The organism is Candidatus Pantoea gossypiicola, from assembly GCF_008632075.1.
GTDB classification, from domain to species: Bacteria; Pseudomonadota; Gammaproteobacteria; order Enterobacterales; family Enterobacteriaceae; genus Pantoea; species Pantoea gossypiicola.
The window spans coordinates 121,502-143,059 of the sequence record NZ_VWVM01000005.1; the positions used below are offsets into that span (position 1 = coordinate 121,502).

20 protein-coding genes and 1 pseudogene are annotated in these 21,558 nt (G+C 57.9%); 17 read left to right on the top strand and 4 right to left on the bottom strand.

Annotation, left to right across the window (positions count from 1 at the left end):
- Nucleotides 1-2 precede the first annotated feature (2 nt).
- Nucleotides 3-1,784, top strand: a complete 1,782-nt coding sequence (locus tag F3I20_RS08330) for a thiamine pyrophosphate-requiring protein (protein WP_150037510.1) — start codon at nucleotides 3-5, stop codon at nucleotides 1,782-1,784.
- A gap of 98 nt (nucleotides 1,785-1,882) precedes the next feature.
- Nucleotides 1,883-2,725, top strand: coding sequence for an oxidoreductase (locus F3I20_RS08335; RefSeq protein ID WP_150019398.1), 843 nt, complete (start codon nucleotides 1,883-1,885; stop codon nucleotides 2,723-2,725).
- A gap of 69 nt (nucleotides 2,726-2,794) precedes the next feature.
- On the opposite strand, the gene F3I20_RS08340 is transcribed toward F3I20_RS08335, so the two are convergent.
- The 3 genes from F3I20_RS08340 to F3I20_RS08350 form a co-directional block, all read right to left on the bottom strand.
- The gene (locus F3I20_RS08340) at nucleotides 2,795-3,022 is read right to left on the bottom strand and encodes a hypothetical protein (protein ID WP_150019399.1); all 228 of its coding nucleotides are present in this window, start codon (nucleotides 3,020-3,022) and stop codon (nucleotides 2,795-2,797) included.
- A 191-nt stretch (nucleotides 3,023-3,213) separates the two neighbouring features.
- Nucleotides 3,214-3,861 carry an RES family NAD+ phosphorylase gene (locus tag F3I20_RS08345; protein WP_150037509.1) on the bottom strand — a complete coding sequence of 216 codons (648 nt, stop codon included), beginning with the start codon at nucleotides 3,859-3,861 and terminating at the stop codon, nucleotides 3,214-3,216.
- Entirely contained in the window at nucleotides 3,854-4,564 is a 711-nt protein-coding gene (locus tag F3I20_RS08350; RefSeq protein ID WP_150037508.1) for a hypothetical protein, read from the bottom strand. The genes F3I20_RS08345 and F3I20_RS08350 overlap by 8 nt, the downstream gene beginning before the upstream one ends.
- A gap of 334 nt (nucleotides 4,565-4,898) precedes the next feature.
- Here F3I20_RS08350 and F3I20_RS08355 point away from each other — a divergent pair, with 334 nt between their 5' ends.
- From F3I20_RS08355 to biuH, 3 genes are read left to right on the top strand one after another with little or no spacing between them, the layout of a single operon-like run.
- Entirely contained in the window at nucleotides 4,899-6,335 is a 1,437-nt protein-coding gene (locus tag F3I20_RS08355; protein ID WP_150037507.1) for an amidase, read from the top strand.
- Nucleotides 6,332-7,648 (top strand): purine-cytosine permease family protein, encoded by a 1,317-nt coding sequence (locus F3I20_RS08360; RefSeq protein WP_150019402.1) that lies wholly within the window; start codon nucleotides 6,332-6,334, stop codon nucleotides 7,646-7,648. Before F3I20_RS08355 ends, F3I20_RS08360 begins: the two co-directional genes overlap by 4 nt.
- The gene (gene biuH / locus F3I20_RS08365; protein WP_150013809.1) at nucleotides 7,629-8,315 is read left to right on the top strand and encodes a biuret amidohydrolase; all 687 of its coding nucleotides are present in this window, start codon (nucleotides 7,629-7,631) and stop codon (nucleotides 8,313-8,315) included. Before F3I20_RS08360 ends, biuH begins: the two co-directional genes overlap by 20 nt.
- 91 nt (nucleotides 8,316-8,406) lie before the next feature.
- On the opposite strand, the gene F3I20_RS08370 is transcribed toward biuH, so the two are convergent.
- Nucleotides 8,407-10,593 (bottom strand): putative bifunctional diguanylate cyclase/phosphodiesterase, encoded by a 2,187-nt coding sequence (locus F3I20_RS08370; protein ID WP_150037506.1) that lies wholly within the window; start codon nucleotides 10,591-10,593, stop codon nucleotides 8,407-8,409.
- A 425-nt stretch (nucleotides 10,594-11,018) separates the two neighbouring features.
- Between F3I20_RS08370 and F3I20_RS08375 the strand changes: the two genes are divergently transcribed.
- The 12 genes and pseudogenes from F3I20_RS08375 to phnP all read left to right on the top strand — a co-directional run bounded on the left by F3I20_RS08375 (nucleotide 11,019) and on the right by phnP (nucleotide 21,523).
- Nucleotides 11,019-12,128, top strand: coding sequence for a mechanosensitive ion channel family protein (locus F3I20_RS08375; protein ID WP_150037505.1), 1,110 nt, complete (start codon nucleotides 11,019-11,021; stop codon nucleotides 12,126-12,128).
- 155 nt (nucleotides 12,129-12,283) lie between these two features.
- Nucleotides 12,284-13,594, top strand: a complete 1,311-nt coding sequence (locus F3I20_RS08380; RefSeq protein WP_150037504.1) for an SIR2 family NAD-dependent protein deacylase — start codon at nucleotides 12,284-12,286, stop codon at nucleotides 13,592-13,594.
- Nucleotides 13,595-13,910: 316 nt separating this feature from the next.
- A complete protein-coding gene (phnF, locus tag F3I20_RS08385) occupies nucleotides 13,911-14,624 on the top strand; it encodes a phosphonate metabolism transcriptional regulator PhnF (RefSeq protein ID WP_150013859.1) in 714 nt (237 codons plus the stop codon).
- Nucleotides 14,624-15,070: a phosphonate C-P lyase system protein PhnG gene (phnG, locus tag F3I20_RS08390; RefSeq protein WP_150013817.1), complete on the top strand. Its 447-nt coding sequence runs from the start codon at nucleotides 14,624-14,626 to the stop codon at nucleotides 15,068-15,070. The genes phnF and phnG overlap by 1 nt, the downstream gene beginning before the upstream one ends.
- Nucleotides 15,070-15,645: a phosphonate C-P lyase system protein PhnH gene (gene phnH / locus F3I20_RS08395; RefSeq protein ID WP_150013819.1), complete on the top strand. Its 576-nt coding sequence runs from the start codon at nucleotides 15,070-15,072 to the stop codon at nucleotides 15,643-15,645. Before phnG ends, phnH begins: the two co-directional genes overlap by 1 nt.
- A pseudogene (locus F3I20_RS08400) lies at nucleotides 15,645-16,721 on the top strand (carbon-phosphorus lyase complex subunit). The gene phnH and the pseudogene F3I20_RS08400 overlap by 1 nt, the downstream one beginning before the upstream one ends.
- Nucleotides 16,714-17,562 carry an alpha-D-ribose 1-methylphosphonate 5-phosphate C-P-lyase PhnJ gene (locus tag F3I20_RS08405; RefSeq protein ID WP_150037503.1) on the top strand — a complete coding sequence of 283 codons (849 nt, stop codon included), beginning with the start codon at nucleotides 16,714-16,716 and terminating at the stop codon, nucleotides 17,560-17,562. Before F3I20_RS08400 ends, F3I20_RS08405 begins: the two are co-directional and overlap by 8 nt.
- Nucleotides 17,552-18,313, top strand: a complete 762-nt coding sequence (gene phnK / locus F3I20_RS08410; protein WP_150037502.1) for a phosphonate C-P lyase system protein PhnK — start codon at nucleotides 17,552-17,554, stop codon at nucleotides 18,311-18,313. Before F3I20_RS08405 ends, phnK begins: the two co-directional genes overlap by 11 nt.
- The gene (gene phnL, locus F3I20_RS08415) at nucleotides 18,314-19,027 is read left to right on the top strand and encodes a phosphonate C-P lyase system protein PhnL (RefSeq protein ID WP_150037501.1); all 714 of its coding nucleotides are present in this window, start codon (nucleotides 18,314-18,316) and stop codon (nucleotides 19,025-19,027) included.
- The gene (gene phnM / locus F3I20_RS08420) at nucleotides 19,024-20,160 is read left to right on the top strand and encodes an alpha-D-ribose 1-methylphosphonate 5-triphosphate diphosphatase (protein ID WP_150013829.1); all 1,137 of its coding nucleotides are present in this window, start codon (nucleotides 19,024-19,026) and stop codon (nucleotides 20,158-20,160) included. The genes phnL and phnM overlap by 4 nt, the downstream gene beginning before the upstream one ends.
- Nucleotides 20,160-20,696 carry a ribose 1,5-bisphosphokinase gene (gene phnN / locus F3I20_RS08425; protein WP_150013831.1) on the top strand — a complete coding sequence of 179 codons (537 nt, stop codon included), beginning with the start codon at nucleotides 20,160-20,162 and terminating at the stop codon, nucleotides 20,694-20,696. The genes phnM and phnN overlap by 1 nt, the downstream gene beginning before the upstream one ends.
- Before the next feature lie 56 nt (nucleotides 20,697-20,752).
- Entirely contained in the window at nucleotides 20,753-21,523 is a 771-nt protein-coding gene (phnP, locus tag F3I20_RS08430; RefSeq protein WP_150013833.1) for a phosphonate metabolism protein PhnP, read from the top strand.
- The last annotated feature ends 35 nt before the right edge of the window (nucleotides 21,524-21,558 follow it).

Consider the following 21,558-nt stretch of genomic DNA (forward strand, 5'->3'; position numbering starts at 1 on the left):
CGATGAGCATGAAAACCAGTGATTTTTTTGTCCAGCGCCTGAAAGAGTGGGGCGTCACACGCATTTACGGCTATCCGGGAGACGGGATTAACGGCGTGCTGGGGGCGATTCAGCGTGCGAACGCCAAAGGCGACGGCATCGAATTTATTCAGGTGCGTCATGAAGAGATGGCGGCCTTTATGGCGGCCGGACACGCAAAATTTACCGGTGAGCTGGGCGTCTGCCTGTCGACTGGCGGGCCGGGTGCCACCCACCTGCTGACCGGACTCTATGATGCCAAAATGGACCATGCCCCGGTGCTGGCCATTGCCGGACAGGCAGAGGCGACCGCGCGCGGTGCCAGTTACCAGCAGGAGATGAACCTGGATCGCATCTTCTCGGACGTCGCCAACTTCGTTCAGGAAGCCTCGACCACGACGCAGGTGCGCCATCTGCTGGACCGTGGCGTGCGCATCGCCAAAGCGCAAAACGGCGTGGCGGTGATTATCATCCCTAAAGATATTCAGGATGAAGAGTGGCAGCCGCCGCAACATCTGCACGGCTTTACCCATTCCGGCAGCGGCTATCAGCGTCCTAAAGTCATTCCTTACGAAGCGGACCTGCAACGTGCGGCCGAGGTGCTTAATGCCGGTAAAAAAGTGGCGATTCTGATTGGCGCAGGCGCACGCGACGCCGCCGTTGAGGTGGTTCAGGTCGCCAATGTGCTGGGTGCAGGCGTGGCAAAAGCGCTGCTTGGCAAAGATGTATTGCCGGACGACGCACCTTTTGTCACCGGCTCGATTGGCCTGCTAGGCACCAAACCTTCATCTGATTTAATGCAGAACTGCGACACCCTGCTGATGATCGGCAGTGGCTTTCCGTGGACGGAGTTCCTGCCGGAAGAAGGCAAGGCGCGTGCCGTGCAGATTGACATCGACCCGGCCATGCTTGGCCTGCGCTATCCCAGCGAAGTCAATCTGCATGGCGATGCGGCTGAAACCCTGCGTGCGCTGCTGCCGCTGCTGACCCACAAAGAGGACCGCAGCTGGCAGGAGGATATTGCGCTTCAGGTGCGTGACTGGTGGACGCTGATGGAAGAGCGCGCCATGGCACCCGCTAATCCGGTCAATCCGCAGCGGGTAGTGTGGGAGATGTCACCGCAACTGCCGGACAACGCTATTGTCACATCGGATTCCGGCTCCTGCGCTAACTGGTTCGCCCGCGACTATCGCGTGAAGCAGGGGCAGCGCGCCTCGCTCTCCGGCGGCCTGGCCTGTATGGGCGCGGCGGTGCCTTACGCGATTGCGGCGAAATTTGCTCACCCGGAGAAACCGGTGGTGGCGCTGGTGGGTGACGGCGCGATGCAGATGAACAACATGGCCGAGCTGATCACCATCCAGAAATACTGGCAGCAGTGGGCCGATCCGCGCCTGATCGTCTGCGTGTTCAACAACCAGGATCTTAATCAGGTTACCTGGGAGCAGCGCGTGATGGAGGGTAATCCGCGCTTTGATGCCTCGCAGCAGCTGCCGGACGTGAAGTATGCCGAGTTTGCGCAGTCGCTGGGGATGGTCGGAATTTATGTCGATAATCCTGACGATCTGGCCGGTGCCTGGCAGCGTGCGCTCCGCGCCGATCGTCCGGTCTTGCTGGAGGTGAAAACCGATCCGGAGGTCGCGCCGTTACCGCCGCACATCACCTTTAAGCAGGCAAAAGCCTTTATGGCGTCGATGGTGAAGGGCGATCGCGGGGCGGCGCAGATCATCAGCGACACCGCCAGTCAGCTGTTTCATAAAAAGCATTAAGGGCTAAGTGAGGCGGTCGCGCCTCACTAATCTTGATCCCCGGATGCAGTCGCGTCCGGGTCTTAAACCACATCATCAAACTTATCGGGAGTCTTAACATGACTGCTCATTCCAGCCCTGTCTGGTTAATCTCGGGATGTTCGACCGGTTTTGGTCGTGAACTGGCGCAGCAGACCATCGCACGTGGTTTTAACGTGGTGGTGACGGCGCGTGATACGTCGTCGATTGCCGATCTGGTTGAAGGACACGATAACGCACTGGCGGTGGCGCTGGATGTGACCCGTCAGGCGAGCATCGACCAGGCCGTCAGCGCAGCACTGGACGCCTTTGGCACCATTGATGTGCTGGTAAACAACGCCGGTTACGGCTATCAGAGTTCGGTGGAAGAGGGTGTGGAAAGTGAAATCCGCGCCCAGTTTGATGCCAACGTTTTTGGCCTGTTCGCCCTGACGCGCGCCGTGCTGCCTGCGATGCGCAAGGCGCGCAGCGGTCATGTCATCAACATTACCTCCGTGGCAGGCCTGATTGGCTTTGCCAGCTCAGGCTACTACTCTGCCAGCAAGCATGCGGTGGAAGGCTGGTCCGATTCACTGGCGCTGGAAGCGGGGCCGCTGGGTATTCACGTCACCTGCGTCGAGCCTGGTCCGTTCCGCACCGACTGGGCCGGACGCTCACTGCATCAGACGCCGAGTCACTTGCCGGAATATGCAGAGACCGCGGCTGCGCGGATGAAAGCCACCGCCGAATACAGCGGTACTCAGAAAGGCGATCCGGCGCGGGCTGCCACGGCAATGATCGCCATCACCGAACATGACAACCCGCCACGCCATCTGGTAATGGGGGCCTGGGGCCATGACGCCGTTACCAGCAAGCTCAAAGAGCGTCTGGCTGAGATCGAAGCGTGGAAAAAGACGTCGGTGGAGACGGATTTTCCGGAGTAGAGGTGAGTGCTCTGTGGGTGGCGGGAAGCCGTTAAAATACGAAAGGCCCGTTTATCGGGCCTTTAAGCGCTAATCGAGTACCTTAGCTTCCTGCGTTTCACGCGCATTCAGCTCTTTCAGCTTACGCCGCAACAGGGCAGATGAGGAACGTTTTCTCGCCTGAGCTAACTGGGCTTTAATGGCGGGCAGATCGGGCCGGGCCAGCCACTGAGCAATCAAAAGTGCCCTTAACTCCTGATATCGGGTTTCAACCGGAGCCAAAGGGGTTGTTTCATCGTGTGTATCATAAAACGACATAGCAAGCTCTCCCTGTAGTCACGACTTTATAAGCCTGGAAACAGTCCGGGATTAAAGGTTGCGGCGCTTTCTTTGGCAACCCTGTTCGGTGATTGTAGCGTAGTTCATTTTTTAACCCAGGCATGGCGTCGTGGAACGTCAAAACAGACTTCAGCCAGGCCATTAACCAAAAAGCATCCTATGACATCACGCTAAAACCCGGAAAGCAGAATCAGTGCCATCTCATTCGCCAGAGCGCTGAGTTCACGTTCCACATCTGCTGACTCTGAAGCGGACTGAGCATCAAGTGTAATGTCCAGATCTTCAGTACAGATACGATCGCCAAAAAGCATTAATGCCTTATCGCCATGCTGCTTCGAAGACCACTGAATTCCCTGTGCCTCTGGGTTAGAGTGATGTATCTGCTCAGCCCATTGTCGGGTTTCCGGGTAGTGATCGGCAGTTGACCCCAGCAGGTCGCCTTGCGTAATGCCATGTTTTTTCATAAAGCGTGGATTGAGATCCACCAGCTTTATCTCTTCTTTAGGGGTGAGCTGACTGTGTGCCAGCTTATTCAGCACTGTCAGGTCTACGGGCGCATTCTCACAGGGCACAGGAAGATCGTGTAATACCGTCTCCATCAGGGCAACAGCCAGCGTTTTACCGCCATAAAGCGTCGGTATGATGTGACCCGCACGATCAGCAATTGGGCTGAAGCGTCCAACGCCTTTTCCTGGATTAAACTCCGCAGCGCCATACTGCGACCAGTGAATGCGGTCAATCGTTTTACCTTTCGGCCAGGTGACCAGAGAGACCGATAAATCATCATCTTTGCCGGGCGTTTTGATCTTTTTAGCCATGAACCGGACCGTCCTTTGCCCGCTGTGCCGCCTCCAGTACTTTTGCCGGTTCCGACGTCATCAGATTCTTAGGTTTTTCATTACCGAGCCAGCTATTTGGCGTGCCAAACCAGACGGCCAGAGTCCATGGTGTTTTTGATTCCCCAAACAGCGCGATAATTTTTTTCATCAGCGGCAACGGTTGACCGCCAACGTCCAGCCCATAGGCCGGATAAAGATCCCTGCCTTCGGAGGAAAGTGCAAAAATCTTACCGGCTCGCTTCCACCGGTTAGGTAATCCGCTAGGATTTTTCACACTGGCACTGCTGCCAGCGCGGCGTGAAACTTCCTGCGCAGGCAACCACTCGCTGTCGTCCAGAATATGCTTCCTGAGTTGTTCCAGCTTTGTGGTGTTACTCACTGTGACCGGCGGCCTGGTCTGTTCTACTGTTGCCATCTCGCCAGCGCTGAAAGGTGACTTACCTTGACTGGCGAGCTGACTGATGCCCGATACCGCCCGGAACGCGGCATCCAGCGCGATTTTAAAGGCGGCTTCATCCACAGCATCGGGACGCTTCACCACATAGTATTGCGCTGGCTCATCATGGCAGTGCGGGACTGACACTGTGATCTCTGCTTGTCCATCCTGGGAGCGGGAAGAGGAAATACTGCCTGCCGACACGGGTATAACGTCGAAGCCAGTGGTTTTATCAGACCTGATCATGATTTTGCTCCTGCTGGCAAAATACAAATATCGAATATCAACAATATATCGTATATAGCGAAAGTCCTCCACGTAAACTGATCAAAAACCACCCAGCGACAGACTGCGCTTTGGCATGACAAGCGCTGAGGAACTGCTCGCCCCCTTATCGCGCAGCCCTGCGCCATCATCGTGCTGAAAAAACAAACAGCCCCCTGCCTGCGACATCATAAGAATTCGATCTTGTATCCCAGGCCGTATTCCATCTGGCATCCCTGTCTCAGACCGCTCGCATCACCGCTATCTGGCACGCTTCATGCACTCGCTGACAGGTACAATTCTGGCGAGGTGACTCATGTTTGACTCCTTATTAGACGAAGATGCCACCACGATGGCCGCACGGGTCCGCAGCGGGGAAGTCTCGGCCTGCGAGCTGACCGGGGCAGCGCTGGCGCGGATGGAACGGCGGGAGCCGGTGATACAGGCCTTTTGTACGCCGACACCGGAACTGGCGCTGGCACAGGCCAGAGAAGTGGATGCCCGACGAGCGCGTGGGGAAACGCTGGGCGCGCTGGCGGGCGTGCCGCTGGCGGTGAAAGATTTAATCTGCACTGCAAACGTCCGAACCACCTCCGGTTCGGCGGCGTACAAGGATTTCGTACCGGAAAATGACGACATCACAGTGGAGCGATTGCTGGCCGCCGACGCCATTCTGCTGGGTAAAACCACCGCGCCGGAGTTTGGTTACAGCGGTGTCGGACACAATCCGCTGTTCCCGTCACCGCGCAATCCCTGGAATCTGGCGATGACGCCCGGCGGTTCCAGCGCTGGCTCTGGCGCGGCAGTGGCGGCGCGGCTCTGCCCGATTGCACTGGGCAGCGACGGCGGGGGGTCGGTACGCATTCCGGCGGCGCACTGCGGCATTTTTGGCTTTAAAGCGTCGATGGGCCGGGTGCCGTTGTGGCCCGGCTGTCGTGATGAGCGCTATCCCGGCGTGTCGAGCTGGGAGTCGCTGGAGCATATCGGGCCGATGACGCGCAGCGTACGCGATGCCGCGCTGATGATGTCGCTGATGGCGGGACCGGATATGCGTGACCGCCACTCGATCCCCTGTAGCGACGTTGACTGGCTGGGTGCACCAGAGCATCTGCCCGGCAAACTGCGCATCGCCTTCAGCGCAGATTTTGGCTATGTGGCGGTTGACCCGGAGGTGCGGGCGGTGGTCAGCGCGGCGGTGCAACGCTTTGCCGCTGAAATCGGGGCTGAACTGGAACTGGCCGATCCCGGCTTCCCGGATCCGGCCGCTGCTTTTGGCGCGCTGGTGGCGATGGAGAGCGATCTTACCGGCATGCGCCAGATGATGATGGAGCAGGGCAGCGCGATGTCGCCGCATCTGGTTGCCATGCTGCAGCGCGACTGGCGGGCGGAAAACTTCACTGATGCCATCGCCACCCGCAAAGCGGTCAGCAACAGTCTGTGGCGCTTTATGCAGCGCTTTGATCTGCTGATCACCCCGACGCTGGCAGTGCCACCATTTCCGCTGGGGATGCAGGGACCAGAGATCATCAATGGCCGTATGGTCCGCAACGATCAATGGCTCTCGTTCTGTTACCCGTTCAACTTCACCGGACAGCCCGCCGCATCCGTGCCTGCCGGTTTTACCGCCAGCGGCCTGCCCGTCGGGATGCAGATTGTCGGACGTCATCTTGATGATGCGTTAGTGCTGGCTGCCAGTGCCGCTTTCGAGCGCATACAGCCGTGGAATCACCTTCAACCCGGAATCGCCCAATGAAAACATCTGATACACCTGCGCTGGAGCAGGAGTTTGAACATGAGCCGGTGCCGCTGTCGCATCGTCATTCCACCCGCTCCGTCTCGGCGGTCTGGTTTGGATTCCCGATGATCCTTACCAATGCACTGTTTGGCGGCATCATCACCTGGCATCTGGGCTTCTGGCCCGCGCTGATTGCTATTCTGCTGGGCAACCTGGTGCTGTTCGCCTATGTCGGTGCGCTGAGCTGGTTCGCCGGTAACACCGGGATGAACTTTGCTTTGCAGGCCAGACGCACCTTTGGCAGCAAAGGCTACATCCTGGTCTCCGGTTTTCTCTCGACGGTGGTGATCGGCTGGTATGCCTTCCAGACCGGTCTTACCGGTACGGTCATTAACCAGACCTTTGGCTGGAATGCGCTGGCGGTGACGGCTTTTGCCATGATCCTCTATACCGGTATCACGTTCCTGGGCGTGCGGGCACTGTCGGTGCTGGGGATGATTGCCGCGCCGCTCTTTGTGGTGCTGGGGATAGTGGCGCTGTGGCTGATCGGCAAACAGCACGACTTCTCCATCGTGACGCAGTGGAAGGGCAGCGCCAGCGCCGCCGGTGCGATGAGCATGGGCACCGCTGTCACTATGGTGGTGGCCGGTTTTGCCGACTCCGGCACCATGACCGCTGACTTTACCCGCTGGTCGAAGAATGGCCGCTCGGCAGTGATCGCCGCGTTCTCTGCGTTCCCGGTCGCTAATGTGATCTCCTATCTGTTCGGCGTGGTGATTGTGGCGGTGGGCGCGGCGGTTGATCCGCTGACCAACGGCGGTAACTTCCTGCCGATGCTGATGGGACACAGCGCCTTCCTGTCGGTGGTGGCCTGTCTGTTTGTTTTTATCAACCTGGGGTCGGTCTGCACCCACTGTCTCTACAACGGCGCGGTGGGTTTCAGTCATCTGTTCAGCAGCAAAATGCGACTCTGGACGCTGATCCTCGGTGCCATTGGCGGCGTGCTGGCGCTGGCGGGAGTCTGGTCTTACTTCCTGGAGTGGCTCAGCCTGCTGGGGATTGTGGTGCCACCGTTTGGTGCCGTGATGATTGTGGATTTGATTTTCATGGCGCGCATCAGCGAGCAGCGTCCGGCGCAGCGTTTTCGTGGCACCGCGTTTGCCGCCTGGGCGATTGGCAGCCTGTGTGCGGTCATCGCCCACATCGCGTTTCCGCAGTTCGGTGAAGCGGTGATCGGTCTGGTGACCGCCGCCATCAGCTACACCCTGATCAGTAAAATGCGCATGCCGCACCCGGTAATGGAGAACAGTAATGCCCGACTACAGCGTTAATTCGACCCCCTACGCCTGGCCGTTTGACGGCAGCTTTACCCCGGCTGACACGGCGCTGATCGTGATTGATATGCAGACCGATTTCTGTGGCGTCGGCGGCTATGTCGACAGCATGGGTTATGACGTGAGCCTGACCCGCGCGCCCATCGCCCCGCTGCAACAGGTGCTGGCGGCGATGCGCGCCCGGCAGTTTCCGGTTATCCATACCCGCGAAGGTCACCGTCCCGACCTCAGCGATCTGCCCGCCAACAAACGCTGGCGCTCGCGACGGATGAACGCCGGGATTGGCGATGTAGGACCCTGTGGCCGCATTCTGGTGCGCGGTGAACCGGGCTGGGAAATCATCCCGGAGCTGGCTCCGTTGCCGGGGGAAGTCGTGGTTGATAAACCGGGGAAGGGTTCGTTTTACGCCACCGATCTGGAGCTGATATTGCGCAGTCGCGGCATCCGTAACCTGATCCTGACCGGCATTACCACAGACGTCTGCGTCCATACCACGCTGCGCGAAGCCAACGATCGCGGCTTTGAGTGCCTGGTGCTCTCCGATTGCTGTGCTGCGACCGAGCAGCGACATCATGAGGCGGCGCTGAGCATGATCCACATGCAGGGCGGTATCTTTGGTGCCGTCGCCACGTCCGCCGCGCTGCTGGATAGCCTGGGCGTGTAGCGTTTTGCATCCCACAGCAAGAGGTGCTGCCCTGACTCAGGGCGATTCCGCCTGGCCTGAGCGCCATTATGCGCTCAGGCCATCTGGATCCCTATTCCCGCTGCGTATCCTCTGGCGCAGGTGATATCATCAGCGCTTCAAGCTGATCGGCGGGCACCGCCTGGCTGAACAGATAGCCCTGTAACTGATTACAGCCTGCATCCGCCAGTGCAGACATCTGCCCGACAGTCTCGACACCCTCCGCCGTCACCATCAGCCCCATGGCGTGGCCCAGTTTCACCACGGATTCAACAATCGCCACGGAATTTTCCGCCACGCCCAGCGACTGGGTGAACGAGCGGTCAATTTTGATTTTGTCCACCGGGAAGGTGCTGAGGTAATTGAGGCTGGAGTAGCCGGTGCCGAAGTCATCCAGCGCGATGCGCAAGCCCGCTTCCCGCAGCGACACAATAATCTCGCGTGCTTCGCGTTCATCCTCGATTAACACGCCCTCGGTGATTTCCAGTTCCAGCCGCTTCGGGTCACCGCCATGCTCGCCGACAATCGTCATCACCCGCTCAACAAAGCCGCTGGAGCGGAACTGAACCGGCGAGACGTTAACCGCCACCAGCAGCTCGGGAAAACGCTGCTGAGTGGCACAGGCTTCCGCCAGCACCCACTCGCCCAGTGGGATAATCAGGCCGGTCTCTTCGGCAATCGCGATAAATTCACCGGGTGCGATCAGGCCGCGCGTCGGGTGATGCCAGCGCAGCAGCGCCTCGATGCCGACCATCTGCTGACCGCCAACGTCCATCAGTGGCTGATACCACACTTCCAGTCCCTGTCGGGTTTGCAGTGCCGTACGCAGATCGGCAGCAATGGACTGCCGCGTTTGCACTGACTCATCCATTGCCCGTTCAAACTGACGAAACCGGCCGCGCCCGCCACTTTTGGCTTCATACAGCGCGATATCGGCTTTGCGCATCAGCTCCAGCCGATCGATGCCGTCCTTAGGTGCCAGCGCCAGTCCGATACTGGCCCCGCTCCAGACGTTGCTGCCGAACAGCGTAAACGGCTGAGCCAACTCGTCAATCATGCGCTGCGCCAGGCTATTCACCTGACCGATATTATCGACCTCCGGCATCACCACGATAAATTCATCGCCCCCGATGCGTCCCACTGTATCGCTGGCCCGCACGATACGGCTCAGGCGCTGCGCCACTGCGATGATCAGCTCATCGCCAGCATGATGACCGTGGGTATCGTTGACCGCCTTAAAGCGGTCGAGGTCGATCAGTAGCAAGGCTACCCGCTGATCGTTGCGCGTCGCCAGGGCCAGCGCCTGGGTTAAGCGGTCTTCAACCAGCGCGCGGTTGGGCAGGCCGGTCAGCACGTCATGAAACGCCAGATGCTGCGCCTGCGCTTCTGATGCGCCCAGCCTGAGCATCGATTGCGAGAGGTTGACCGACGAGTTCCAGAGGCGCCGCACCATATAAAGACAAAGCAGGGATATCGCCAGCACCGCCAGCCCGGTAGAGGGCCCGATGGTGCGTAGCATCTGCGCACCCGGGCGGGAGGGGATCCAGTTGAGATAGCCGACCGGATCGCCTGCCTGGGCGATCAGCAAATAGCGTGCGCTGGTGCCGGACTGAGACGAACCATCGGAGAAGTGCAGTCCCTCCAGCTGATTGCGTTCCGCCAGGCTCGCCAGATAACCGTCATCGAGAAATTTCAGGCTCACCAGCCGGAAACGCGGCAGGTCGTCGCTATCCCGCTGGATGTTACCCACAGCGAGGGCCGCAGCACGCTGGGTGATACGGGCATAATCGGCGTTATCCTGGCGCCTGGGTTCCTGGATCAGCGTGTTTTGCAGCACTTCACCAATCAGCGGGTCACTCTCTGCTGCGGAGAACGGCTGGCCTTCACGCCAGACTCTGACGATCTGGTTTCGCGCATCCAGTACCATAATCAGCTGATGGCCGAACATCTCATAGAGCCACTGCCCGATGTTCTCATCCAGCCACCTGTCGCTGTTGCCCTCAGCCAGATGCTCCTCAAAGGGCCGCCAGCGTGACAGGCTATGCAACTGGCGCAGATGCTCATTCAGACTTTGCGAAAAAGAGGCCTCAATCATCCGCTGCTGCTGATGCCGGGCCTCAGTATTGGTCAGTGACGTGCCAATAAACAGTGCCGCCCCCGCCCCGGCAAACGTCAGCACCAGGATAGCCACCAGCGGCACCAGCACTTCGCGCAGGAAACTGCGGCGAAAATCAGAGGAAAGTTTAAGGGGGTTAATCATATTGTTGTTTTTCTCTGCAGCTGGGGAACAGCTTAAAAATTAGCAGATGCTAAAAAATCTTTCATGTAAACCATTGCGGCTAGTGATTTATGGAACGTTTCTTTATTGTCTGAAGTCGTAGGGTGCCAAAAATAGCGAGCAAAAAAGCGAAGCGGTCATATCAGATGTATTAATGTTGTTGCGCGGGAATTTCAGGGACGCCAGCACTGACAGAGTTCGTTGCCGTGCTGTTGCAGAAATCTGTGAGGTCGGCCGGCAGAAGAGCTGAGATCCGCATCACCGCGCATTTCCTGCCAACTTTGCTGCTATGGTTCATACTCATGTGCGCTGATTGTGTTACAGACGGATAACCGTGCAGACAACGGTTACTGAGTGGGTCACTTATCTGACAGCCTGCGCCTGTCAGCTAACGAAAAGGGAAAATAATGCCATTGTTATTCGGTGAGTTATCTGGTTTCCCGTCATGGGTGCCTGTTGTATTACTCGTCTCGCTTTCATTTGTTCTGGGTTTTCTGGCTCGCCTTATCCTGCTTGCCTTTATCCGCTACTGGCAGGGCCGTGACAGAAAGCTGTTCAAATCCCTGGAAAAGCACCTTAGCGGTTCGATGTTCTTTTTCTTGCCGTTATTGATGATCAATGTCGGGATTAACTACATCGATTTCCATCCTGAATCACTCGATCTCATCACCAATATCATCAACGTCTTTATTATCATGTCATTCTGCTCGGTCTTAATCCGGCTGACCAACGTGGCGCAGGATATGCTTTATATCCGCTACGACATTAATATCTCCAATAACCTGCGTGCGCGCAAAATCCGTACCCAGATTATCTATGTCAAGAAAGTCGTCATTGTCATCCTGGTACTGTTCTGCGTTTCGCTGATTCTGCTGAGTTTCCCCGGCGTGCGTAAATTCGGTACCACCATTCTGGCTGGTGCCGGTGTCGCCGGTATCATTATCGGTTTTGCCTTACAGAAGTCGCTGGTTAACCTGTTCGCCGGTATTCAGATTGCCTTTACCCAGCCGATCAAGATTGATGATGCGGTGGTGGTGGAAAAAGAGTGGGGCTGGATTGAGGAGATCAACCTGACCTACGTGGTGGTGCGCATCTGGGATCTGCGCCGTCTGGTGCTGCCGATTACCTATTTCACCGAGAATCCGTTTCAGAACTGGACGCGCAACAACGCCCAGATTTTAGGCTCGGTGTTTCTCTACGTGGATTACTCGATGCCGCTGGAACCGCTGCGACAGCACTTTGAAAAAGTTCTGAATGAAACCAAACTCTGGGATCGGGAAACTTCGGTGCTTCAGGTGACCGATACTACCGAAAAAACCATGACCATCAGGATGCTGATGACCGCGCAGAACTCTCCAATCGCTTTTGATTTACGCTGTTATGTGCGTGAGAAGATGATTGAGTTTATTCAGCAGAACTACCCGGAAAGCCTGCCACAGGTGAGGGCGTCGCTGACGGATTCGGGGAGTGAGAAGGCTGGGAAAGGATCAGGGGCAGGAAGCGACAATTATGTATGATGGATGCGCACTAGATTAGCTGTTATTACGTTTTTTGTCGTTTGAAGAAAATTTAATTTTAGTTACATTGGTGCCAGAAAGGGCTATTCCTTCATTGATAAACTAGTTACTTAGTTGTATTTTACTTATGATTAAATATGGAAAAGGAGTTTTCGATGAGTGAGATATTTGAAATTGCATATGCTGCTGCTACAAACAGACTTTGTCTATTTACTGGAACTGGTTTTTCAAAAGAAGTATCTAATGGCACTGCTCCGACATGGAAAGGTCTTCTGGAAGAACTATGTGATATTTTACCAAATTCAGTGAAACTGAAAGCATCACTTTTCCCAAAAGATGATCCATCACCTTTGAATCTCGAAGAAACAGCTCAGGTAATTTCGATAAAGTTGGCAGCTCAAGATATGGATATCCATGAGGAAGTTGCTAAGATCATTTCCAGGATTGAGTTGGGTGATGATAATGAAGATATTGAGGATTTTTTCTCTAACCGTTCCTGCCGAATTGTAACAACAAACTATGATAAACTTGCTGAAAATTTAACAGGTAAAAATACTTTTCAATCGATTACGCCGGGATTACCGATACCGAGATCTTCTTCTAATGTTAAAGTATATCATGTGCATGGTTCAATAGATTCTCCGCCAAATATGGTAATTACATCAGAAGACTACTTTAAGTTTATAAATAGCGATTCATATTTTTCGCGAAAATTAAGCACTGTGTTGTACGAGAATACCGTCGTGATTTTGGGGTATTCTCTTGGAGATACTAACCTAAAAGCGATTATCAATGATTATAAAGCTTTCTCTAAAAGCCATGTGGTGGGTTCTAATATTTTCTTGATTTCCAGGTCGTCGATTGATCAGTATGTAAAAGACTATTATTTTCATTGTTATGGAATTAGAGTCTTAGATTCAATGGGTATTAAGAATTTTTTCAAGGAGTTGAATAAAGAAATACCAAAGGCGGAAAAAATTTCAGAAATTTCTTTGAAATCTATTCGTGAAGTCGTATATGAAAAGCGGACTTTTAAAGAAGAATACTTAAAACTCGAAGATTCATTTTATCAAATTATTTCTGCAATTGCCGCTGAGGGATTGAGCTGGAATAATAATTTAGTAGTGGTAATGATTGGTGATGTTATTGAAACCAAAACAAATTTAACTAAAGAGCATAATGCATGGGAACAGTATGAACATTTGGCTAGATGGTTGATTTATCTGGGGGCCATTTTTGAAGTGAGCCAGACATCAATTGAAAAGAAATATCTTGAAGCAGTACTGCGCTCAATGACAACAATGAGAAAAGGTAATTATATTGGTTATTCATGGCATGCATACAGTTCCTGGAAGAATCGGTGGTCATCAATGATTGTGTCGAATCGAGTGCTAATTAAAAAATATATCGAAGCAAATACTTCCTGGCCTGATGCATTAACGGTAGTTAATGATATTGACTCATGATGTTTAAAATTAACGAGTGATTATAAATTGGATTGCACCTTACTAATTTTATGTATAGGTGCTCCATTCGAGTAACCACCCCTCAGAATTTATAGTTTTCTACAACCATTAATACTTACCTCTGAGCCAGTATCAACTGTAATATATCCAGTCTTAATTCACACGAGTCCCTTTTTATCTCTGGACTACACACCCACATTCACCCCACCTTCACCCCCGCGTCACCGTTCTGTCATCTGCTTCCCTCAGGCTAACCCCATCCCGCAGCGTCTTATCACTGCGTTCCCACTCTGTAACCCGTGAGGATTTCATCGTGATGGAGTTATCCAGACATCCGACCACTGTCTACCAGGCTGTTGCCGCACAGCTGGAGCAGGCGCTGAAAGAGCGCTACCGCTGCGGCGACTATCTTCCTTCCGAACAACAGCTGGCCGATCACTATGAGGTGAACCGCCACACGCTGCGTCGGGCCGTCGATGAGCTGGTGCACAAAGGGCTGCTGCAGCGCCGTCATGGCGTGGGCATCCTGGTGCTGATGCGCCCGTATGACTATCCGCTGCATGCGCAGGCGCGCTTCAGCCAGAACCTGATGGAGCAAGGGAGTCACCCGACCAGCGAACGGCTGCTGGCGGTGCTGCGTCCGGCCAGCAACGACGTCGCCAGCGCGCTGGGCGTAAAAGAGGGCGACAACGTCATTCATCTGCGCACCCTGCGACGCGCCAACGGCGTGCCGCTCTGCCTGATCAACCACTTCCTCGCCGACCTTAACTGGTGGCCACAGCTGCAGCAATTTAACAGCGGGTCGCTGCACGACTTCTTAGTGGAGCATACCGGCAAGCAGCTGGTGCGCACCCAGACGCGTATAAGCACCCGCCGGGCGCAGGCGAAGGAGTGTCGCCAGCTCGATATCGCGCTGCATGCGCCACTGCTCTGCGTGCGGACCCTGAACAAAACCCGTGATGGCGCGCTGGCGGAATACTCCGTCAGCCTGACGCGCGGCGACATGATCGAACTGACTCTGGAGCACTAATGGAACAGCAAACAGATCGTCAGCGCTGGCTGTCGGTGCTGGCACACAGCAGCGCCGCCCTGCTTGAACAGCACTGGCTGGCGCTTAACCTCCAGCCTGAATTCACCCTTGTTCGTCCGGCTGAGATCGGGCTGACGCGCTTACAGGCGCGGATGGGGGTGACGGGCAAACGCTTTGTGATGGGCGATGCCACGGTGACGCGTGCGGTGGTGCAGCTGGGCGACGGCACGCTGGGTTACAGCTATCTGCTGGGGCGCAACAAAGCCCATGCCGAGCGCTGCGCCCTAATGGATGCGCTGTTGCAGCAGCCGGAAACCCGGTCACTGCTGGAAGAGAAGATTATTACCCCGCTGGCGGCATGGCGCGATGAGCAGCGACAGCTGCGCGCGCGTGAAATCGCCAGCAGCAAAGTGGATTTCTTTACGCTGGTTCGCGGAGATAACTGATGACTTTACTGGCAAGTTTTAACCATCCGGTCGCGGATGCACAGCGCGCGTTTCGCCGCATTCTGAAAGCGATGAGCGAGCCGGGCGTGATGGTCTCGCTACCGCTGCAGCAGGGCTGGGGCGCGCTGTCACCGGCGGCCACGGCGCTGCTGCTGACGCTGGTCGATCAGGAAAGCCCGGTCTGGCTGGATGCGCAAATCGACAACGAACAGCTGCGCAACAATCTGCGCTTCCATACCGGCGCGCCCATCACCACCCGGCAGGATGCCCCGTTCGCGCTGAGCCATGCGGCGGCGCAGCCCGATCCGACGCAGTTTGCGGCGGGTGACAATATGTCGCCGGAAAAAAGCACCACGCTGATCATCGAAGTGCCGTCGCTGAATGGCGGATTAACGCTGCGTCTCTCCGGTCCAGGCCTGCGGGAAACCCGCGCCATTGCGCCACAGCTGCCGGAAAGCGTACTGGACTATCTGCGCACCCGTCCGCATCCCTTCCCGCAGGGCGTGGATCTCATCTTCACCTGTGGCGAAGCGATCATGGCGGTGCCGCGCACCACCGTTGTGGAGGTGTGCTGATGTATGTCGCGGTGAAAGGGGGCGAGAAAGCCATTTCAAATGCCCACCAGCTGCAGGCCGATCTGCGACGCGGCGACAGGGCAGTGGCTGAACTTGGCTGCGATCAGGTGGCGCAGCAGCTGGGGCTGGCGGTGGATCGGGTGATGACCGAAGGCGGAATATACGATCCGTAACTGGCGGCGCTGGCGATTAAACAGGCCAGCGGCGATCTGGTGGAGGCGATCTTTCTGCTGCGCGCCTATCGCACCACATTGCCACGACTGGCAGAGAGCACGCCGCTGACGACCGGTGCGATGCGCATCGAACGCCGTATCTCGGCGGTCTACAAAGATCTGCCGGGCGGCCAGGTGCTGGGGCCGACGTATGACTACAGCCATCGACTGCTCGATTTCACTCTGCTGGCTAACGGTGAAACGCCCGCTGCGCCGCGTGACGATTGCCCGGTGCCTGACCAGTGCCCGCACATGTTCAGCATGATGAGTGAGGAAGGGCTGGCCGCTGGCGAGGTGGATGACGGCAGCGAGCCGGTTGATATCACCCGTGAACCAGTGAGCTTTCCCGCCTCACGCGCCGCGCGGCTGCAACAGCTGGTGCGCGGCGACGAAGGTTTTCTGCTGGCGCTGGGCTATTCGACCCAGCGCGGCTATGGCCGTACCCATCCGTTTGCTGGCGAGATCCGCACCGGCACTCTCAGCGTCAGCATCTGTCCCGAAGAGCTGGGTTTTGAGCTGGAGATCGGGGAACTGCTGCTGACGGAGTGTGAAATGGTCAACGGCGTCGCCCACAGTGATGACGCTCCGCCGCACTTTACCCGTGGCTACGGACTGGTGTTTGGCCGTGCCGAACGCAAAGCGATGGCGATGGCACTGGTGGACCGCGCGCTGCAAAGCCGCGAGCAGAATGAGCGCGTGACCAGCCCGGCGCAGGACGAAGAGTTTGTGCTGTCGCATGCCGACAACGTCGAAGCCGCGGGCTTTGTCTCGCACCTCAGGCTGCCGCACTACGTCGATTTCCAGGCCGAGCTGGAATTGCTTAAACAGCTGCAGCACGATTATCAGGAGCGCAACCATGGCTGAACTCACCGGCTATAACAACGGCTATCTCGACGAGCAGACCAAACGCACCATCCGTCGTGCCATTCTCAAAGCGGTGGCGATCCCCGGCTATCAGGTGCCGTTCGCCGGACGCGAGATGCCGATGCCATACGGCTGGGGCACCGGCGGCATCCAGATTACCGCCAGCGTGATTGGCGATCAGGATGTGCTCAAGGTGATCGATCAGGGCGCAGATGACACAACCAATGCCGTGTCGATTCGCCAGTTCTTTAAGCGGGTCAGCAATGCTTCCACCACCGAGCGCACCGCCGATGCCACGCTGATCCAGACCCGGCACCGCATCCCGGAAACGCCGCTGGAAGAGGATCAGATCCTGATTTTTCAGGTGCCGATCCCGGACCCGCTGCGCTTTATCGAGCCGCGTGAAACCGAGACCCGCACCCTGCATGCGCTGGAGGAGTACGGCATCATGCAGGTGAAGCTGTATGAAGATATCGCCCGCTACGGCCATATCGCCACCACCTACGCCTATCCGGTGCGGGTCAACGGTCGCTACGTGATGGATCCGTCGCCCATCCCCAAATTCGACAACCCGAAGATGCACATGATGCCCGCGCTGCAGCTGTTTGGTGCCGGGCGTGAAAAGCGCATCTACGCCTTGCCGCCTTACACCCGCGTGGAGAGCCTCGACTTCGACGATCACCCGTTCACGGTGCAGCAGTGGGAAGAACCCTGCGCGCTGTGCGGCTCGCGCCACAGCTACCTCGATGAGGTAGTGATGGACGATCAGGGAACGCGGATGTTTGTCTGCTCCGACACCGACTTTTGCCATCAGCAGCAGGAACAGCACCATGCACAGTGAACAGCCGCTGCTTGCGGTGAACCAGCTCACCCATCTTTATGCGCCGGGCAAAGGGTTTGAGCAGGTCAGTTTTGATCTCTGGCCCGGCGAGGTGCTGGGGATTGTCGGCGAGTCCGGCTCCGGTAAAACCACGCTGCTGCAGAGCCTGTCGGCGCGTCTGACGCCGCAGCAGGGCAGCATTCACTATCAGAACCGCGACCTTTATCAGATGAGTGAAAGCGATCGCCGTCGTCTGCTGCGCACCGAGTGGGGCGTGGTGCATCAGCATCCGATGGACGGGCTGCGTTCGCAGGTCAGCGCGGGCGGCAACATCGGTGAACGGCTGATGGCAACCGGACAGCGCCACTATGGCGACATCCGCGCTGAGGCGAGTCGCTGGCTACAGGCGGTAGAGATAGACGCCGGGCGCATCGACGATCTGCCGACCACCTTTTCCGGCGGGATGCAGCAGCGTCTGCAGATTGCCCGTAATCTGGTGACGCAGCCGCAGCTGATGTTTATGGATGAGCCGACCGGCGGGCTGGATGTCTCGGTGCAGGCGCGACTGCTGGATCTGCTGCGGATGCTGGTGCGTGAGCTGAATCTGGCGGTGGTGATTGTTACTCACGATCTCGGCGTGGCGCGACTGCTGGCGCATCGCCTGCTGGTGATGAAACAGGGGCGGGTGGTGGAGAGCGGTCTGACCGATCGCGTGCTGGACGATCCTCATCATCCTTACACTCAACTGCTGGTCTCTTCGGTGCTTAATTAAATGACGATTCTCACTCCGCGCCTGCGTGTAGAAAATCTGTGTAAAACCTTTGTGCTGCATAACCAGAACGGCGCGGCGCTGCCGGTGCTGCACAACGCCAGCCTGACGGTGGGCGAGGGCGAATGTGTGGTGCTGCACGGTCATTCCGGCAGCGGCAAATCTACGCTGCTGCGCGCGCTTTACGGCAACTATCAGCCCGACAGCGGCCACATCCGGATTGCCCATCAGGGCGAGTGGATCGATATGGCGCAGGCCGCCGCCCGGCAGATCATCGCCCTGCGCCGTGACACGCTGGGCTGGGTCAGCCAGTTTCTGCGGGTGATCCCGCGCGTGCCGACGCTGGAAATTGTGATGCAGCCGCTGCTGGAGCGCGGCGTGGATCGCGAAATCTGCGAAGCGCGGGCCGCCGAACTGCTGACCCGGCTGAATGTGCCGCAGCGTCTCTGGTCGCTGGCCCCATCCACCTTTTCCGGCGGTGAACAGCAGCGCGTGAACATCGCCCGCGGCTTTATCGCCGACTATCCGGTGCTGCTGCTGGATGAACCCACCGCCTCGCTCGACAGCGTCAACAGCGCGGCGGTGGTGAGCCTGATTGAACAGGCGCGCGCCCGGGGTGCCGCCATCGTCGGTATTTTTCATGATCGGGCGGTGCGCGAGCGGGTAGCCGACCGGCTGCACCTGATGCACCCCATCGACACAGGAGTGCAGGCATGATCATCAATAATGTCAGACTGGTGCTGGAAAACGAGGTGGTGAACGGATCGCTGGAGTTTCGCGACGAGCGCATCACCAGCTTCAGCGAAACCCGCAGCCAGGAGCCCGGTGCGCTGGACGGCGAGGGGGCCTGGCTGCTGCCGGGGCTGGTGGAGTTGCACACTGACAACCTCGACAAGTTTTTCACGCCACGGCCCAAAGTAGACTGGCCCGCACACTCGGCGATGAGCAGCCACGATGCGCTGATGGTCTCCAGCGGCATTACCACGGTGCTGGACGCGATTGGCGTGGGCGATGTGCGCGACGGCGGTCACCGGCTGGATAACCTCAGCAAGATGATCGACGCCATCCGCGACAGCAACCGCAAAGGCCTGAACCGCGCCGAGCATCTGCTGCATCTGCGCTGTGAACTGCCGCATCCCACTACCGCGCCGCTGTTTGAAGCGCTGATGGGCACGCCTGAGCTGGCGCTGGTGTCGCTGATGGACCATTCGCCGGGCCAGCGCCAGTACGCTTCGCTGATCAAATATCGCGAATATTATCAGGGCAAATATCAGCTCAACGACGTCGAGATGGATCAGTTCGAGCATGAGCAGCTCACCCTGGCGGCGGAGTGGTCGCAGCCCAATCGTCAGGCGATTGCCAGACTGTGCCGGGAACATGGCATCGCCATTGCCAGCCACGATGACGCTACGGCGGCACACGTGGAGGAGTCCCATGCGGCAGGCAGCCGCATCGCGGAGTTCCCGACCACGCTGGAGGCGGCACGTGCTTCGCGCTATCGCAACATGCAGGTGCTGATGGGCGCGCCTAACATCGTGCGCGGCGGCTCGCACTCCGGCAACGTCGCTGCCTGGGAACTGGCGTCTCATGGCCTGCTGAACATTCTCTCCTCCGACTACTACCCGGCAAGCCTGCTGGATGCGGCGTTCCGGCTGGCGGCTGACGAGCGCAATAGTCTCGGCATGGCGCAGGCCATCGCGCTGGTGACCTGTAACCCTGCTCGCGCATTAGGTCTTGAGGATCGCGGGGTGATCGCCGAAGGGTGTCGCGCCGATCTGGTGCTGGCGCACACCGCACACGGCTACCCGCACGTGCGGCACGTCTGGAGCAAAGGCCGGCAGGTCTACTGATGGCGAGGCTGATCTGGCTCACCGGACCTTCCGGCTCCGGCAAGGATAGCCTGCTGGATGCGCTGCGGGCGGCACCGCCGCCACGGCTGTTGATCGCCCATCGTTACATCACCCGCGCCGCCGATGCGGGGGGTGAAAATCATGTGGCACTGACTGAGACGGAGTTTGAGCGTCGCGCGGCACTCGGTCTGTTCGCGGTGAGCTGGGAGGCGCACGGCTTCCGCTACGGCATTGGTTGCGAGACGGAGCAATGGCTGCTGCGCGGGCAGAACGTGGTGGTGAACGGGTCGCGGCTGCATCTGGCCCAGGCGCAGGCGCGGTTTGGATCGCAGCTGCTGCCGGTCTGCCTGCAGGTGACGCCCGCCGTGCTGGCGGCGCGCCTGCGTCAGCGCGGACGGGAAGATGAGGCGGCGATCGCCCGGCGGCTGGCGCGCGCCGCCCAGCCCCAGCCCGATGGTTGCCTTATCCTTAACAACGATGGCGCGCTGGCGGAAACCGTCTGCCAGCTGCGCCAGATACTGGAGGCGCATCAATGACACCTGGCACCCGCGGAAACCGTCCGGCAGCGACATCCGTAACCGGAGACGCATCCATGAAACTCACTTTTCTGGGTACCGGCGGGGTGACTGCGGCACCGCTGCCGGGCTGCGACTGTCGCGCCTGCCAGCGGGCACAGCGCAACAGCGCCCATGCGCGTGCGCCCTGCAGTGCGCTGATCGCGTTCGGCCACGAGCGCATCCTGCTGGATGCCGGTCTGCCGCTGCTGGCGTCGCACTTTCCGCCCGGCACGCTGACGCGCATTCTGCTGACGCATTACCACATGGATCATGTGCAGGGCCTGTTTGCGCTGCGCTGGGGAGTGGGGGATCCGATTCCGGTCTGGGGCCCGCCCGATTCGCGCGGTTGTGACGACCTCTACAGACACCCTGGTCTGCTCGATTTCCGTCCCGCCTTAACGCCGTTTGTGTCGCACGCCTTTGGTGAACTGCAGGTCACGCCGCTGCCGCTGCAACACTCGAAGCTGACACACGGCTATCTGTTCGACTGGCACGACACCCGGCTCGCCTGGCTGTGCGACACCTGCGGGCTGCCGCCTGACACCGCCGACTTCCTGCGCGGCCAGCCGCTGGATCAGCTGGTGATTGACTGCAACGATCCGCCGCGTGCAGAGCCGGGTAATCACAATGATGTGACCCGGGCGCTGGCGATTGCGGCGCTGCTTCAGCCGCGTCAGACCTGGCTGACCCATCTCAGTCATGAGATGGATAACTGGTTAACGGACAATCCGTTGCCGGAGGGTGTGCAGCCTGCCCGTGATGGCCAGACGCTGCTATGCGGTGCGCACTGGCCTGTCACGGTTTGATCATCTCGCTGTCATCCCGCGTTCATCGCGTCACG